A 14,287-nucleotide genomic window follows, 5' to 3' on the forward strand; every position below is an offset into this window, starting at 1 on the left:
GGGTGCGAGAGATGCAAAAGGCCCGCCGAGTGCGGGCCTTTTCATGGGTGACGGGATAGGCGCCGTCAGCGCGGCAGGCTGATCCTGGCCTCCAGGCCGCCTTCTGCACGGTTGTGCAGGGTCAGCTCGCCGCCGTGCTGATGCACCAGGGTGCGGGCGATGGCGAGCCCCAGCCCCACACTGCCCGACTCTGTGTTGCGGGCCTCGTCGAGGCGCACGAAGGGCTTGAACACCTCCTCCAGCTGGCCCTCGGCTATGCCAGGCCCCCGATCGCAGACCAGGATCAGCAGCTCGGATTCGGTTCGCTCCAGGGACACCTCGGCCCCGCCCGCGTACTTGATGGCGTTGCCGATGAGGTTTTGCAGCACCCGGCGCAGGGTATTGGCACGGCAGGCGTAGACCTGCTTGCCCTCGGCCAGGCAGATGACGGGCTGGCCGGTATCCGCATAGTCATCGCACAGGCTCTCCAGCAGGCTGACCAGATCCAGCTCCCGGGTCGCCTCCTGCTGCCCCTCCTCCCGGGCGAAGCTCAGGGTCGCCGCCAGCATCTGCTCCATCTGTTGCAGGGTCTGCTGGAAGCGCTCCTTGTCCTCGCCGTCTGTCAGAAACTCGCTGCGCAGCCGCAGGCTGGTGATGGGGGTGCGCAGGTCGTGGGAGATGGCGGCCAGCATCCGGGTCCTGTCCTGCACGAAGCGATCGAGCCGGGTGTGCATGCGGTTGAAGGCCTGGATGGACTCGCGGATCTCGGTGGGCCCCTCCTCGCGCAGGGGCTCTATGTCCTCCCCGCGCCCCAGCCGGTCGGCATTGGCAGCCAGCTGCTTGAGGGGCAGGGTCGCCCGGCGGAACAGCCAGATCATCAGGCCTATCACCAGGCTCGCCACCAGCAGCAGGTTGAGGGTAGTCTGCCAGGACCAGCTCACCGCCTCCTTGTCCACCAGGGAGCTGAACTGCAACCAGCCCCCGTTGGGCAGCTGAATGGAGCCATAGAGCCGCATGTCCTGGGGTGGCGGCATGCCGTTGCGATCCTTCATCATGCGGTTGTGGTGCTGCCAGGCCCGGCTGCGCTGTATGTCCTGCTTCAGCTCGGCGCTGATCTCCACCGACAGGGACGACGGATACCCGAGCTTGGCCCGCACCAGCTTCTCGAAGCGGGGGCTGCGGTTGTCCGGTTGCAGCGGCTCGTCGGCCAGACGCAGCAGCAGGGTCTCGCTGCGGCTCGCCTTGAGGATCTCGTGATAGAGGGAGGGGGGGGAGAGGGAGAGCAGACGCACCACAGAGATGATCCGCTGCATGGCGTTGCGGCTGTTGACGTAGCCGAGCGCCTCCTCCCGATCCGAGCGGTAGATCTGGATGCTGAGCAGCTGGATCAGCACCAGTCCCGCCAGGGCCACCAGCACTATCTGGCCGGTCAGCCCCTTGGGCAGCAGCCTGGCGAAGAAGCCCTTGATCATGCCGGCCTCACTCCTGGGTCACGTCGGCGGCGAACAGGTAACCGCCACCCCAGATGGTCTTGATGAGCTCGGGATTCTTGGGATCCCGCTCCAGCTTGCGCCGCAGCCGGCTCACCAGGGTATCGATGGCGCGATCGAAGGCGACCGCCTCCCGGCCACGGGCCAGATCCAGCAGCTGATCCCGGCTCAGCACCCGCTGGGGCCGCTCCAGAAACACCTTGAGCAGATCGAACTCGGCGGTGGAGAGGCTCATCCCCACCCCCTCCTCGTCCACCAGCTCCCGGCGATTGATGTCGAGCAGCCAGCGATCGAAGCGCAGATCCCGGGTCAGGGCCTCGGGGACGGGCTGGATCTCCGCCTGGGTGCGGCGCATCACCGCCTTGATGCGGGCCAGCAGCTCCCGCGGGTTGAACGGCTTGGCGAGGTAGTCATCCGCCCCCATCTCCAGCCCTATGATGCGATCCGTCTCCTCCCCCATGGCGGTGAGCATGATGATGGGCAGGCGGGACTTCACCCTGAGCTCGCGGCACAGGGTGAGGCCATCTTCCCCCGGCATCATCAAATCCAGCACCAGCAGGTCGAACTCCCGCTCGTCCAGCAGCCGCTTCATCTCCTTGCCATCCCGGGCACAGCTGACGCGCATGCCGTGCTGTTCCAGAAAACGCTTGAGCAGATCGCGGATCTCGCTGTGATCGTCGACCACCAGAATATGAGGGCTGCCTTGGTTCATCATTGTCTCTCCCGTTATCGAGCTGGGGCGATTATACGAGAATCAATCGGGCGGGTTGTGTCAAAGTGTGCCAGAGCGCCAAGATGCCACACTCTGCTACAAAATAGGCTTCAACTGGCAAAATTCAGACACTTCCACGGTGTTTACTGGATACCAAGGCGAAACAGCCTCTACCCGTATTCATCCGACAGGAGTTACCCATGAAAAAGCTGACCAAGACCCTGCTGACCGCCACCCTGATCCTCGGCCTGCCTCTGGGCGCCTATGCCGCCAGCGAGGCTGTCTCCACCGCCCAGCCGACCCAGGCCACGGCGACCGGTTGCCCCATGGACGGTTCCGGCATGATGGGCGGCAAGCACCACGGCGGTCGCCACGACAAGATGGCCCGCATGAAGAACATGACCCCGGAACAGATCCAGGCTCACCTGCAACAGCGCTACGACAAGATTGAAGACCCGGCCAAGAAGGCCGAGTTCGTGAAAAACCTCGGGCTGCGTGCCGACGGCATGATCAAGCACGCAGAGGTGATGAAGCAGTTTGCAGAAGCGAACCAGTAAGTCGAGGTCATGAAGTCGTTTGCCGAGGCAAATCAGTAAACCGATACGACGAAGCAAGCAAGATGACGACGGGGTGGCCTTGGCCACCCCGTTTTTTTCGCATCTGCTCAACCGCCCCGCCCTGCGGTTGACGCCGCCATGGCGCCACTTTTCTGCCCCAGCACCGGGATATGTGAGCGATAACAAACGTTTTATGTTCGAAATAGCTAATAATGGCGGCTCAAACAACAGGATCGGGCAAGGCCCCGGCCACGGTGGACAGGAGTCGTTATGGGATGGAATCTGGGCACAATCAAGGGGCGCTATACCGCCGTCTTTCTGGGGTTCATGGCGCTGGTGTGCGCCCTGACGGTGATCGGCATCCAGCTCTGGATCAAGCCGGCGCTGCAGAAGGCCGGCGAGCAGAATGTGGCGCTGCGGGTCAGCGAGATCGCCACCGACATCCGCGACCAGCTCAACGGGGTGCAGAGCCAGTCCCGCAGCATCACCCAGCTGGTGGCACAGCTGCCGAGCGAGCAGATAGACGCCCTGCTGCCCGCCCTCATCGATCAATATGGCAACGCCATGGTCTTTGGCGGCGGCATCTGGCCCCTGCCGGAGAAACGGGAGGCGGGCCGTGCCAAGTTCAGCACCTTCTATCACAGGGACGCGGCCAACGCCCTCATCCCCAACACCTACTGGAACTCGGCCGAGGCGCCGAACTACTTCGAGCAACCCTGGCACAAGGCGGGGCAGCAGGCTCCCCGCGGCATGTGCGTCTGGGCCGCCGCCTACAAGGATGGTGCCAGCCAGCAGCCGAGAACCAACTGCGCCATGGGGATCTACAAGGACGGCGCCCTCTACGGGGTGTCGACCATAGACGTGACCCTGGGGTTCTTCAACGATCTGGTGGCCAGGAAGGAGCAGGAGATCGGCGGCCAGGTGATGATAGTCGAGGCTGACGGCAAGATCCTGAGCAAGAACGCCCGCCTCGGCGGCGATGTGGTGCTCGGCAACCTCTCCGCCCACGCCGACTACCCCTTCGCCGGTGCCATCGCCGGCCTGCTCGGCCAGGACGCGAGCAAGGGCTTGCTGCGCACCACCTTCCAGGATCAGGGGGAGGAGCAGACCCTGCTGATGGAGGCCATCGACGGCACTCCCTGGCTGCTCGCCACCGCCCTGCCGACCCGCGTCCTGACCCAGGAGAGCCGGGACGTGCTCGCCACTCTGGCCAGCATACAGCTGCCCCTGGTGGGACTGCTGTTCGTGCTCATGGTGCTGGCCATCAGCCAGCTCGGCCGCCGGCTGCAGACCCTCAGGCTCAACATAGATGCCCTCAGCGCCGGCGATGCGGATCTGACGGCCCGCATCCAGGTGAAGGGTCATGACGAGCTGGACAACATAGCCCTGTCGGTGAACCGCTTCATCGCCTACCTGCAGCAGATGATGGTGCAGGTGACAGACGCCACCGACCTCATCACCCGGGAGCTGGCACAGCTCGATCAGCAGACCGGTCAGACCCGACGGATCCTGGGAGAACACGCCAGCGAGACGGATCAGGTGGTCACCGCCCTCACCGAGCTCAGCTCCACCGCCGACAGCGTGGCCCGGCACGCCAGCGACTCGGCGAGCTTCACCGAGGCCGCCAATGGCCAGGCCGCCAACTCGCGCAAGGTGGTGGGATCGGCCTCCGCCAGCGTGGTGGCCCTGATCGACGAGGTGGATCTCGCCGCCGCCAAGGTGCTGGAGATGCAGGAGGATGCCAAGCAGATCGGCAGCGTGCTCGGGGTGATAGGCGGCATCGCCGCCCAGACCAACCTGCTGGCACTCAACGCCGCCATCGAGGCGGCCCGGGCCGGGGAGCAGGGACGAGGCTTTGCCGTGGTGGCCGACGAGGTGCGAGCCCTGGCGGCCCGCACCCAGAACAGCACCGCCGAGGTGGGCAGCATGCTGTCACGGCTCACCCAGGGGGTGGCCGAGGCCGTTGTCGCCATGGAGCAGACCAAGCGCAGCTGCCAGGCCGCAGCCGACACCACGGGTCAGGTCACCGGCGGGCTCGACAGCATGGCCGACTCCGTGGTGCAGATCCACGATCTCAGCAGCCAGATCGCCACCGCCGCCGAGGAGCAGAGCCGGGTGACCGAGGAGATCAACCGCAACATGGTGAGCATTCGCGACATGCTGAACTTGCTGGTGCAAAACGGCAGCCAGACCGAGCAGAGCGCAGCGTCACTGCTCGGCTCCAACCGCCAGCTGCTGGCCCTGGTGCGCCGCTTCAAGGTGTGATGGCGAACGCCAGCCAGCAAAAAGGGGCCCACGGGCCCCTTTTTCATGCACGTCACCAGGACTCAGGCCTTGTTGGCCAGGTTCAGGGTCTTGACGGTCTCGCCTTCGAACTTGATCACCACGTTCTTCTGCGCCACTTCGGAATCCTTCAGCAGGGACTTGGTGGTCTCGGCCAGCAGCGGAGAGGCCTTGTTCAGGGCGCTCAGATCATAGGTCCACACTTCCAGACCGGCATCGGTCTTGGTGCTGGCCGGGGCGCCCAGCTTGTCCTTGATGGCCTGCTTGTTGGAGCCGCCTTCCTTGATATCCAGGGCCGTTTTGATCGCTTCGTTGGAGGCGCTGTCCACGGCAGTGCCGGCCATCTCTTTGGCGGTGCTGGTGACGCTGCTGGTCACGGAGTCGGTCAGGGAATCCATCAGGCCGGCGTGGGTAACCAGGGGCAGGGCGGTCAGGGCAATCAGAAGGCACTTTTTCATTAAGATACATCTCACAGGAATGAAAGAGCGCGCATCAGACCAGTGTGCTCGATTGGAGTCAAGATGATCCCAAGGTCAAGCCGCATTCGGGGGGCAAGGGTCATTCCCTTGAGTGAAGATGGCAGCGTGGATGGATAGCGGCCCCCCTAGCCAGAGAGCTGATCCTTGCCCGCCAGCTTGGCCCGGTAGAGCGCCCTGTCCACCCTCGCCATCAGCTGGTTCAGGGGTTCATCCGGCCTGGATTCCACCAGGCCGAAACTCAGGGTGATGGGCTCCACCCCCTTGACCCTGGCATGGCCCAGTCGCTGTCGCAGCTTTTCGGCCACCACATGGGCCTCCGCCAGCCGGGTGTTGGGCAGCACCAGCATGAACTCGTCGCCCCCCCAGCGGGCCAGCAGATCAATCTCGCGGATGGCGCCGCGCGTCAGGCGCACTATGTCGATCAGGGTCTGATCCCCCACCCCGTGGCCGTGGCGATCGTTGATCTGCTTGAAGTCGTCCACGTCCATGGCGATCACGGCGAAGGGCTCCTTGAAGCGCCGGGCCCGCTCATACTCCAGCCGGACGGCCTGCTCCAGCCGATAGCGGCTGGCGGCCCCGGTCAGGGAGTCCGTCTCCGCCAGGCGACGGTTCTCCTCCACCTGATGCTGGAGCGCCAGGTTGAGTCGCTCCAGCTCGGCGGTGCGCTCCGCCACCTGCTGCTCCAGGGTGCGATTGTGCAGCTCCAGCCGGGCGTAGAGCTCCCGCTGGGCATGAATGTCCCGGTGCGCCCCTATCATCCTGGCCACGGATCCGTCCGGGTTGCGCGCTATGATGCGGCCACAATCCTCAACCCAGATATAGTCGCCGTTGCGGCAACGACAGCGGTACTCGGCCCTGTAGTCGGCACTCTGGCCGCTCAGATAGGCATCGAAGCGATCCATCACCCGCGGCAGATCGTCCGGGTGTATCACGTTTTCCCAGGTGAAGACGTTGTTGTCGAGGGAGTGCGGCTCATAGCCCAGCATCTGGTACCAGCCCGGATTGCGATAGACGAAGCCGGTGTTGGCATTCCAGTCCCAGACCCCGTCGCTGATGACCTCCAGAATGCCGTGCACAGCGGCGTCGTTGAGATCCGGGATCCTGATAGTGTCATTGTCCTGCAGCATGGAATCCATCCTTGTTCTGCTCCCCCGCGCCACTGCGGGTGACTCGAGTCCGACGGTTGAACATCATTGAAAAATGCGGCCGCCTGCCGGGCTACCCGACGACGACTGCCTGCCTGCAATCCCTGTCATGACAAGGTTATCGGCCGTCCCCTGGTTCCCCTGAATAACAGTAGCAGCAGGGCCTGCCGCCGGTCTTGAGCGCCGTCACGCCTTCCCCCTTTTATCTGCCCGCCCCCTTGCACCAGGGCGGTGCACCGCCTTGGCGCAACCCTGCCCAAATAGGGCGTCTCTCGCCAGTCTCTCGGGCACATATGAATTAAATCATTGAATAAATAGGGGAAAATTCTTGGCGCAATATTTGCGTTTGCCTGAATGAAGCACCAAGGATTGGGGACATTGCATGAAGTTAATCACTGCCATCATCAAGCCGTTCAAACTCGATGACGTTCGCGAAGCCCTCGCCACCCTCGGCGTAGAGGGGCTGACGGTCTCCGAGGTCAAGGGGTTTGGCCGTCAGAAGGGGCACACCGAACTCTATCGAGGCGCCGAATACCAGGTGGATTTCCTGCCCAAGGTGAAGCTGGAGATCGCCACCCAGGCCGACAACGTCGAGCCCATCATCGAAGCCATCAGCCAGGCCGCCCACACCGGCAAGATAGGCGACGGCAAGATCTTCGTCTGCGACCTGCTGGCCGCCGTGCGGATCCGCACCGGCGAGACAGACACAGACGCCCTTTGATACGACTGGAACCGAGGAATACGACATGGAAGAGTTGATCACATCCGTCAGCGAGCTGCGCTATGCACTCGACACCTTCTACCTGCTGATCTCCGGCGTGCTGGTCATGTGGATGGCCGCCGGGTTCGCCATGCTGGAGGCGGGCCTGGTCCGCGCCAAGAACACCACCGAGATCCTGACCAAGAACATCCTGCTCTATGCCATCGCCTGCGTCATGTACCTGCTGGTCGGCTACAACATCATGTATGTGGACAACGGCGCCGGCGGCTGGCTGCCGAGCTTTGGCAGCCTGATGGGCAGCCAGGCGGACGACGCGGGCCACTCCCTGCACGCCGACTTCTTCTTCCAGGTGGTCTTCGTGGCGACCGCCACCTCCATCATCTCGGGGGCGGTGGCCGAGCGGATGAAGCTCTGGTCCTTCCTGCTGTTCTGCGTGGTGATGACCGGCTTCATCTATCCCGTCGAGGGCTACTGGAGCTGGGGTGGCGGCTTCCTGAAAGAGGCGGGCTTCTCCGACTTCGCGGGCTCCGGCATAGTCCACCTGGCGGGCGCCGCAGCCGCCCTCGCCGCCGTGCTGCTGCTCGGCCCCCGTCGTGGCAAATATGGCAAGCAGGGGGAGATCCACCCCATCCCCGGCTCCAACCTGCCGCTCGCGACACTGGGCACCCTGATCCTCTGGATGGGCTGGTTCGGTTTCAACGGCGGCTCCCAGCTGGCGCTCTCCAGCGCCGCTGACGCCACCGCCATCGGCACCGTCTTCGTCAACACCAATGCCGCCGCGGCGGCCGGTGTGGTCGGCGCCCTGCTGGTCAGCAAGCTCACCTGGGGCAAGGCGGATCTCACCATGATCCTCAACGGCGCCCTCGGCGGTCTGGTCGCCATCACCGCCGACCCTGCCTCCCCCAGCCCGCTGTTCGCCAGCCTGATCGGCGCCCTGGCCGGAGCCCTGGTGGTCTACGCCATCGTCGCCTTCGATCGCCTCAAGGTAGATGACCCGGTCGGTGCCATCTCGGTACACGGGGTCTGCGGCCTGTTCGGCCTGATGGTGGTGCCCTTCTCCAACGCGAGCGCCACCTTCGGCGCCCAGTTGCTGGGGGCCGCCGTCATCTTCGGCTGGGTCTTTGCCGTCTCTCTGGTCGTCTGGAGCCTGCTCAAGGCCACCATGGGCCTGCGGGTGAGCGAAGAGGAAGAGATGCTGGGCGTGGATCTCCACGAGTGCGGCGTCGATGCCTACCCCGAGTTCGTCAGCATCAAATCCAGCACCTGACACCGCCAGTGGCGTGCGGGGCCCGGGGGAGACCTCGGGCCCCGCACTTTTTTGGGGCGCCCTCAGCGCCCCTTGAAGGCGGGGTGATGCAACCGGCGATAGTGACTCGGGGCCAAGCCGTGCTGGCGCTTGAAGGCGGTGGAGAAGTGGTATTCGTTCTTGAAGCCGCACTGGGCGGCCAGCAGTTTCACCGAATCGGCCCGGCTCGCCAGCAGGAGCGCCGCCCGCTGCAGCCGCAGCCGTTGCAGCAGCGCCATGGGGGCCAGCGCGAAGTGCTGCTGACAGAGCCGATAAAGCTGGCGCTCCGAGAGGTGCAGGGCGTCGGCCATCCGCCCTATGTCCCAGCACTCGGTCAGGGTTTCCTTGAGCAGCAGCTCCAGGCGCAGGGCCAGCCGCTCGCCGCGACTCTGCCCCTCCCCCTTCTGCAGCAGGCGGCGCAGGTAGAAACCGAGCTGCTCCACCAGAAGCGCACTGAGCAGCGGGTCCTGATGGCGCTCCTGCTCCGCATGGAGGTTCTCAATGGTGCGAAGCAGGGTCCCCTGCTGGGAGGTGCAACCCAGACGGGGGCGGCTGACAAAGGCATCCCAGGGGGAGCCTTTGTGCAGCAGCAGCCACACCAGATCCCAGTCACCCCTAGCGGCCGGTTGTGGCTGCTCCGGCGCTGGCCACTGCGCTTCTGGCCATCGCGTCTCTGGCAATCGCGTCTCTGACAATCGATAGCAGAGCGGCTCCCCCGCCGGGATCAGCGCCCACTCCCCCACAGGCAGCCGCTCGAAGCGATCCCCCAGCAGCACCTCCCCCTCGCCTCCCAGGGTCAGCAGGAAGCAGTGTACGTCCGCCAGGCGGCGCTCGATGCGATAGCGGGTGCGCAGGCGGGAGTAACCCGCCAGCCAGACCCGCTCCTGCGCAAGGGCGGGCAGCAGGCTGTCGCAGCAGATCTGCTCGCGGCAGTCGGGGGAGACGTCGATAAGCTCGGGGTTGGCAGTGTCGGACATCATCAGGACGGGCTCAGCCATGTCGAAGGGGAAGGCCCCAGCATAACATCAAGGGCGCCGAGTCACAGGAGAGCAGCCATGCACCTCCATCACGTCGCCATCCTGGCGCAGGATCCGGAGCCGCTCAAGGCATTCAACTGCCCCCTGTTTGGCGGGCAGACCAATGGGCGTGACCACAAGCCAAGCCGTTCAACTCCTGCTTCGTACGCTTCGAGGGGCCAGTCTGGAGCTGATACACAGCCCCAGCGGCTGGCGGCGCAGCCGAGATAAAGGTCACTGCCTGGCCAGATCGTCGATCCCCGGATCCGCTCCCGGGCAGCGGCATATATACACATGAGGCAGTCGATGGATACGAGGGGTTATTGTTGAATGAATCGCCCCGCAACATGGCGGGGCGCTTGAGGCCGCCGGGGAAAGCCGTCAATCCGCCCGGATAACGGCCAGCGGCACTGACTGCGCGACCCGCCGATGTCCTTCAAGATTGAGATGAAGGTGATCCCCGACATCGTAGTGCGCGCCGAGCCGCGACATGCATTCCGGATCCCGCACCAGCAGGTCGCTGTCAATGACGGCATCAAATTCCCCGCTGGTGCGCATCCAGTGATTCACGGCCTGCCGGACAGCCTCTTTTTCAGGCTGATAGAAGCGCTCAATACCATACTCACCGGCTCCCCGCAGCGGCACCAGGGTGACGCCTGTCATGCGGATATGGTATTCCCGCGCCCTCTTCAGTAATTGTCGATAGCCGTTGATCAGCACCGTTGCCGCCGGCACCGGACTATCCGGATCCAGTGCCGTGCCCGCCAACCCGATATCATTCAGCCCGACCTGCACAATGCAACCAGTGACACCGGGTTGCTCAAGCACATCACGCTCGAAACGCGACAGGCTGGCGATGCCGACGCCGTCTTTCAGCAACCGGGAACCCGACTGCCCGGCATTCACCACCGCAATATTGTCGGCAACAAGGCGCTCTGCCAAAAAATCTGTCCAACGGCCATAGCTGTCCATCTCCACGCCGTTGCCATCCACCATAGAGTCACCGATGACGACCAGAGTGCGGCACGCGGATCCCGGCTGAACCTGGACACTTTCAACCAGCAAACGGGAGCTGATTCTCTGACCGTCGCCGGCCTCTTCCCTGACGGCCTGATTACCCGGCTCAAGCAACGAAAAATGACGGGCATCCCAGTGGAAGGTATTGACCGGAATCGGCTCCGGCAGATAGGTCCGCAGAGTGATCACCGATAACGAGGGAATATCCAATGAAATTTCATCACTGCACAGAGTGCCCCCCGCTGGAATTGTCGCGCCGGCTTGCCCATTAAAGGTGACAGCCAGTGCGCCGCACAGATCAGGCACGGAAATATGGCTCTCGCCTATGACCAGCGGCTGGGCGCCATAACGATTGGAAAAGATCAGCCGCAGCTTGTGACCGCCCAGGCTGATGCGCAGTGACTGCCGGAGTGTCTGATCCCCATCAATGACCGCTATATCCGATGGAAACGGAAACGCCTCTCCCGATGCAGGCTGGGAGCTGGAAAGCCAGGTGCATATCCACTCCTCGCGCATTGGCGGGGCTGAAGGCACTGAATATGACATCAGAAATTCTCCTGAAAGAAACAACCGAATTATTGCGCGCCCGGCGGGGCCGTCATGACATCGAAGCCTTGCATGGCGATATCCGTCATTGCCAGCAGACGCGCCCGACTGACGCCATCCCGGGCCTGGATGGAGATCCCGTGAAACACGGTCGCCACATAATCCCCGAGCCCCTGTATATCGGTGTTTTCCGGCAGCTCACCGGACTGAACGCCCTGCCGGATGCGCTCAATGATGCCCTCTATCCGCTCCCGGCGGTAACCGGCCAGCCATGCCATGATCTCTTCGTTATCACGGCCATAGTTGGTCAGCGACAGGACCACCATGCAGCCGTGAGGCCTATCGTCACGGGTGTAGGCTTCGACCGCGTTCACCAGCAGTTGCCTGACAGCCTGGCGGGTGTCCGGCTGTGACAGGGCGGCGTCAGCAAAAGCCCCCTCTTCGGCCAGATAAAGCGCTATCGCCTCACGGAAAAGATTTTCCTTTGAGCCGAAGGCGGCATAAATCCGTGCAGACGCAATCCCCAGTGCAGCCACCAGATCAGACAGGGAAGTCCCTTGATAGCCACGCTGCCAGAACACCTCTTTTGCTATGCGCAACGCCTCTTCACGATCAAATTCTCTTGGTCTACCGGCCATAACACACTCTCCGCATCTGTCATTTCAGACCAAGGCTACCAGTTCATTGTCGACTAACAAAGAATTATTTTTTGGTGATTGACAAAGATTGAGACGCCCTCTTACCCTATTCGCTGTTGATCGACAAACAATAGCCAGCATCCCGGTTGGCAGACGCCTTGTCTATGGCCTTCTGCGGTGATTTTTTATAGATAATTCAAACGGAAAGGGTATGAACACATTCTTCAGAGTATCTCTTGCGGCAGTCATGCTGCTCACATTGCAGGGCACTGCGGTCGCGGCCAATACACAACGCCCGGCAGTGACGTCAGTAACAACACAGGTCAATGAGGCCGATTTTCAGCATCACTATGTCAAGGTGGCGGGGCAGAAGATCCATTATGTGACGGCGGGAAAGGGGGAGCCCGTGTTGCTGATCCCGGGCTGGCCGCAAACCTGGTATGCCTGGCGTCATGTGATGACCGGACTCGCCGCCGAAGGCTATATGGCGATAGCGGTTGATCCGCCGGGAACCGGTTATTCCGATCGGCCGAGCACGGGTTACGATACCGGGGCTGTGGCGACCACATTGCACAATATGATGAATCAGCTCGGTCATAAGCAATATTCGGTTGTCGGTCACGACATCGGCATGTGGGTGGGTTATGCCCTGGCCAGTGACTATCCTGCAGACATCAAGAAAATCGCATTGACCGAAGCGGTTATTCCGGGCCTCGCACCGGCACCGTCCATCTTCGTCGATCCCCAGGACAATATTTTCCTCTGGCACTTCATGTTTAATCAGGTACAGGACTTGCCGGAAATGCTGACGGCCGGCAAAGAGCGGGAATATCTGAATTTCATTTTTGACCACTGGTCCTATCGTCGTGATCGCGTCGCAGCACAAACCTATATAGATGCTTATTCCTCCCCTGGCGGATTGCGGGCAGGCTTCGCGTATTACCGGGCGATTCCGCAAACCATCGCACAGAATAAACAGCGGGCAGAGAAAAAACTGCTGATGCCGGTGCTGGCAATAGGTGCGGATCATGCCACCCGTGACGCCCCCCAGCAGACGATGCAGGGACGAGCGGTGAATTTGCAGGGAGCCATGCTCGGTGAATGCGGTCACTTCGTCACGGAGGAGTGCCCGGAACAGCTGATGACGGTATTGCTGCCGTTTTTGAAAAAATAAGTCCGCGATCTTTTGCGAGTGATATCAAGACAGGCCTCCGACTCGGGGGCCTTCTTCTTTATGCCCAACATAAGCAGACCAGCGAGTCTTCGCCTTACACCGGCTCAGCGTGGCGCAGTTGGCTCTTGGCACTCACCCGATCTCGGGTGCGCCGCAATCTACCGAAGATGATTGGCAGTTTCAGACATCATCAGGACGGGCTCAGCCATGTCGAAGGGGCAGGCCCCGGCATAGCATTGGGGGTATCAAGTCACAGGAGACCAGCCATGCATATCCATCACGTCGCCATCTGGGCGCAGGATCTGGAGGCACTCAAGGCATTCTACTGCACCCTGTTTGGCGGGCAGGCCAATGAGCGCTACCACAACCCGACCAAACAGTTTTCCTCCTACTTCGTGCGCTTCGAGGGGGGCGCCAGTCTGGAGCTGATGCATACCCCCACCCTGTTTCCGGCAGATCTCGCTCTGCCGCACCCATTGCAGGGGCTGGCCCATATCGCCTTCTCACTCGGCAGCGTGGAGGAGGTGGACAAGATGACCGCCCGCCTCAAGCTGCTGAAAAGCGCCGAGGTGAAACACCTGGACGGCCCCCGCTGGACCGGCGACGGCTATTACGAGAGCACCTTCCTGGATCCCGAAGGCAACCGGCTGGAACTGACCATCTAATGGCTGAATGATCCCCTCACCCTGCCCTCTCCCAAAGGGAGAGGGGATAAAGCAGCACCGAGAATATGATCGCCAGCCATGCTGATTCGGTTGACGGCAAAAAATAGTCAGCCACGTAGGTTCGATTAGCGAAGCGTAATCGGACAGCGTATTTTCTCCCTTCTCCCCTTGCGGGAGAAGGGTTGGGGATGAGGGGGAGGGAAAAAGAGGTTTCACTGTAAACGTTGGGCTTCGCCACGCTCAGCCACAACCTACACAATCGGTAGGTTGGTGCTGAGCCTGCGAAGCCCAACATACGAAAATTTTAAAATATAAAAAGTTGTTATACGAGGTAGAGTGCAAAGCTCAATATATATAGCCAATATTTTATTGTGTTTGCTCTCACCACAATTTATTATGACTTCGCTTACTTATTTAGGAAGTAAGGTGTATCACAAGCTGTCAAGTAGAACGCGCACCAGTACACTGGCTAGCAGACGACTTGCATGGCCGCAGATGGCTAGGGAAGGTGCGAACAAGTCCCTGATATGAGATCATGTTTGTCATCTGGAGCCATGGAACAGGGTTCATCATGAGTCAT

At 62.0% G+C, this 14,287-nt stretch carries 13 protein-coding genes; 6 read left to right on the top strand and 7 right to left on the bottom strand.

The features are described from left to right. Nucleotides 1–65 precede the first annotated feature (65 nt). Together HB860_RS17530 and HB860_RS17535 are read right to left on the bottom strand one after the other, a co-directional pair. Entirely contained in the window at nt 66–1,451 is a 1,386-nt protein-coding gene (locus HB860_RS17530; RefSeq protein ID WP_247627462.1) for an ATP-binding protein, read from the bottom strand. 7 nt (nt 1,452–1,458) lie between these two features. Next, nucleotides 1,459–2,181, bottom strand: a complete 723-nt coding sequence (locus HB860_RS17535; RefSeq protein ID WP_025328561.1) for a response regulator — start codon at nt 2,179–2,181, stop codon at nt 1,459–1,461. 200 nt (nt 2,182–2,381) lie between these two features. Between HB860_RS17535 and HB860_RS17540 the strand changes: the two genes are divergently transcribed. Further along, on the top strand, nt 2,382–2,738 hold the full coding sequence (locus HB860_RS17540; protein WP_139436261.1) for a hypothetical protein: 357 nt from the start codon (nt 2,382–2,384) through the stop codon (nt 2,736–2,738). A 270-nt stretch (nt 2,739–3,008) separates the two neighbouring features. Continuing rightward, nucleotides 3,009–5,003: a methyl-accepting chemotaxis protein gene (locus HB860_RS17545; RefSeq protein WP_247627463.1), complete on the top strand. Its 1,995-nt coding sequence runs from the start codon at nt 3,009–3,011 to the stop codon at nt 5,001–5,003. Nucleotides 5,004–5,065: 62 nt separating this feature from the next. Here the strand turns inward: HB860_RS17545 and HB860_RS17550 are convergent, their stop codons facing one another. Next, entirely contained in the window at nt 5,066–5,479 is a 414-nt protein-coding gene (locus HB860_RS17550) for a hypothetical protein (RefSeq protein ID WP_247627464.1), read from the bottom strand. Nucleotides 5,480–5,625: 146 nt separating this feature from the next. Then, nucleotides 5,626–6,627 carry a sensor domain-containing diguanylate cyclase gene (locus HB860_RS17555; RefSeq protein ID WP_247627465.1) on the bottom strand — a complete coding sequence of 334 codons (1,002 nt, stop codon included), beginning with the start codon at nt 6,625–6,627 and terminating at the stop codon, nt 5,626–5,628. Nucleotides 6,628–7,027: 400 nt separating this feature from the next. On the opposite strand from HB860_RS17555, the gene glnK reads away from it, so the two are divergent. Both glnK and HB860_RS17565 read left to right on the top strand, forming a co-directional pair. Then, on the top strand, nt 7,028–7,366 hold the full coding sequence (gene glnK, locus HB860_RS17560) for a P-II family nitrogen regulator (RefSeq protein WP_139436253.1): 339 nt from the start codon (nt 7,028–7,030) through the stop codon (nt 7,364–7,366). Between the two features lie 25 nt (nt 7,367–7,391). Beyond that, the gene (locus tag HB860_RS17565; protein ID WP_247627466.1) at nt 7,392–8,633 is read left to right on the top strand and encodes an ammonium transporter; all 1,242 of its coding nucleotides are present in this window, start codon (nt 7,392–7,394) and stop codon (nt 8,631–8,633) included. 62 nt (nt 8,634–8,695) lie between these two features. Here HB860_RS17565 and HB860_RS17570 read toward each other — a convergent pair whose 3' ends face one another. From HB860_RS17570 to HB860_RS17580, 3 genes are all read right to left on the bottom strand, one after another. After that, nucleotides 8,696–9,649 carry a helix-turn-helix transcriptional regulator gene (locus tag HB860_RS17570; RefSeq protein WP_247627467.1) on the bottom strand — a complete coding sequence of 318 codons (954 nt, stop codon included), beginning with the start codon at nt 9,647–9,649 and terminating at the stop codon, nt 8,696–8,698. 399 nt (nt 9,650–10,048) lie between these two features. After that, the gene (locus tag HB860_RS17575) at nt 10,049–11,230 is read right to left on the bottom strand and encodes an SGNH/GDSL hydrolase family protein (RefSeq protein ID WP_247627468.1); all 1,182 of its coding nucleotides are present in this window, start codon (nt 11,228–11,230) and stop codon (nt 10,049–10,051) included. 29 nt (nt 11,231–11,259) lie between these two features. After that, nucleotides 11,260–11,868 (bottom strand): TetR/AcrR family transcriptional regulator, encoded by a 609-nt coding sequence (locus HB860_RS17580; RefSeq protein ID WP_247627469.1) that lies wholly within the window; start codon nt 11,866–11,868, stop codon nt 11,260–11,262. Nucleotides 11,869–12,079: 211 nt separating this feature from the next. Between HB860_RS17580 and HB860_RS17585 the strand changes: the two genes are divergently transcribed. Continuing rightward, nucleotides 12,080–13,042, top strand: coding sequence for an alpha/beta fold hydrolase (locus HB860_RS17585; protein ID WP_247627470.1), 963 nt, complete (start codon nt 12,080–12,082; stop codon nt 13,040–13,042). Between the two features lie 266 nt (nt 13,043–13,308). Continuing rightward, nucleotides 13,309–13,707: a VOC family protein gene (locus HB860_RS17590; RefSeq protein ID WP_247627471.1), complete on the top strand. Its 399-nt coding sequence runs from the start codon at nt 13,309–13,311 to the stop codon at nt 13,705–13,707. Nucleotides 13,708–14,287 lie beyond the last annotated feature (580 nt).

This window comes from Aeromonas genomosp. paramedia, from assembly GCF_023093515.1.
Classification (GTDB): domain Bacteria; phylum Pseudomonadota; class Gammaproteobacteria; order Enterobacterales; family Aeromonadaceae; genus Aeromonas.

Bases quoted from the DNA above. Each gene is read 5' to 3' on its own strand.
- HB860_RS17530 (WP_247627462.1), bottom strand. From the start codon at position 1,451: ATGATCAAGGGCTTCTTCGCCAGGCTGCTGCCCAAGGGGCTGACCGGC.
- HB860_RS17535 (WP_025328561.1), bottom strand. From the start codon at position 2,181: ATGAACCAAGGCAGCCCTCATATTCTGGTGGTCGACGATCACAGCGAG.
- HB860_RS17540 (WP_139436261.1), top strand. From the start codon at position 2,382: ATGAAAAAGCTGACCAAGACCCTGCTGACCGCCACCCTGATCCTCGGC.
- HB860_RS17545 (WP_247627463.1), top strand. From the start codon at position 3,009: ATGGGATGGAATCTGGGCACAATCAAGGGGCGCTATACCGCCGTCTTT.
- HB860_RS17550 (WP_247627464.1), bottom strand. From the start codon at position 5,479: ATGAAAAAGTGCCTTCTGATTGCCCTGACCGCCCTGCCCCTGGTTACC.
- HB860_RS17555 (WP_247627465.1), bottom strand. From the start codon at position 6,627: ATGCTGCAGGACAATGACACTATCAGGATCCCGGATCTCAACGACGCC.
- glnK (WP_139436253.1), top strand. From the start codon at position 7,028: ATGAAGTTAATCACTGCCATCATCAAGCCGTTCAAACTCGATGACGTT.
- HB860_RS17565 (WP_247627466.1), top strand. From the start codon at position 7,392: ATGGAAGAGTTGATCACATCCGTCAGCGAGCTGCGCTATGCACTCGAC.
- HB860_RS17570 (WP_247627467.1), bottom strand. From the start codon at position 9,649: ATGGCTGAGCCCGTCCTGATGATGTCCGACACTGCCAACCCCGAGCTT.
- HB860_RS17575 (WP_247627468.1), bottom strand. From the start codon at position 11,230: ATGTCATATTCAGTGCCTTCAGCCCCGCCAATGCGCGAGGAGTGGATA.
- HB860_RS17580 (WP_247627469.1), bottom strand. From the start codon at position 11,868: ATGGCCGGTAGACCAAGAGAATTTGATCGTGAAGAGGCGTTGCGCATA.
- HB860_RS17585 (WP_247627470.1), top strand. From the start codon at position 12,080: ATGAACACATTCTTCAGAGTATCTCTTGCGGCAGTCATGCTGCTCACA.
- HB860_RS17590 (WP_247627471.1), top strand. From the start codon at position 13,309: ATGCATATCCATCACGTCGCCATCTGGGCGCAGGATCTGGAGGCACTC.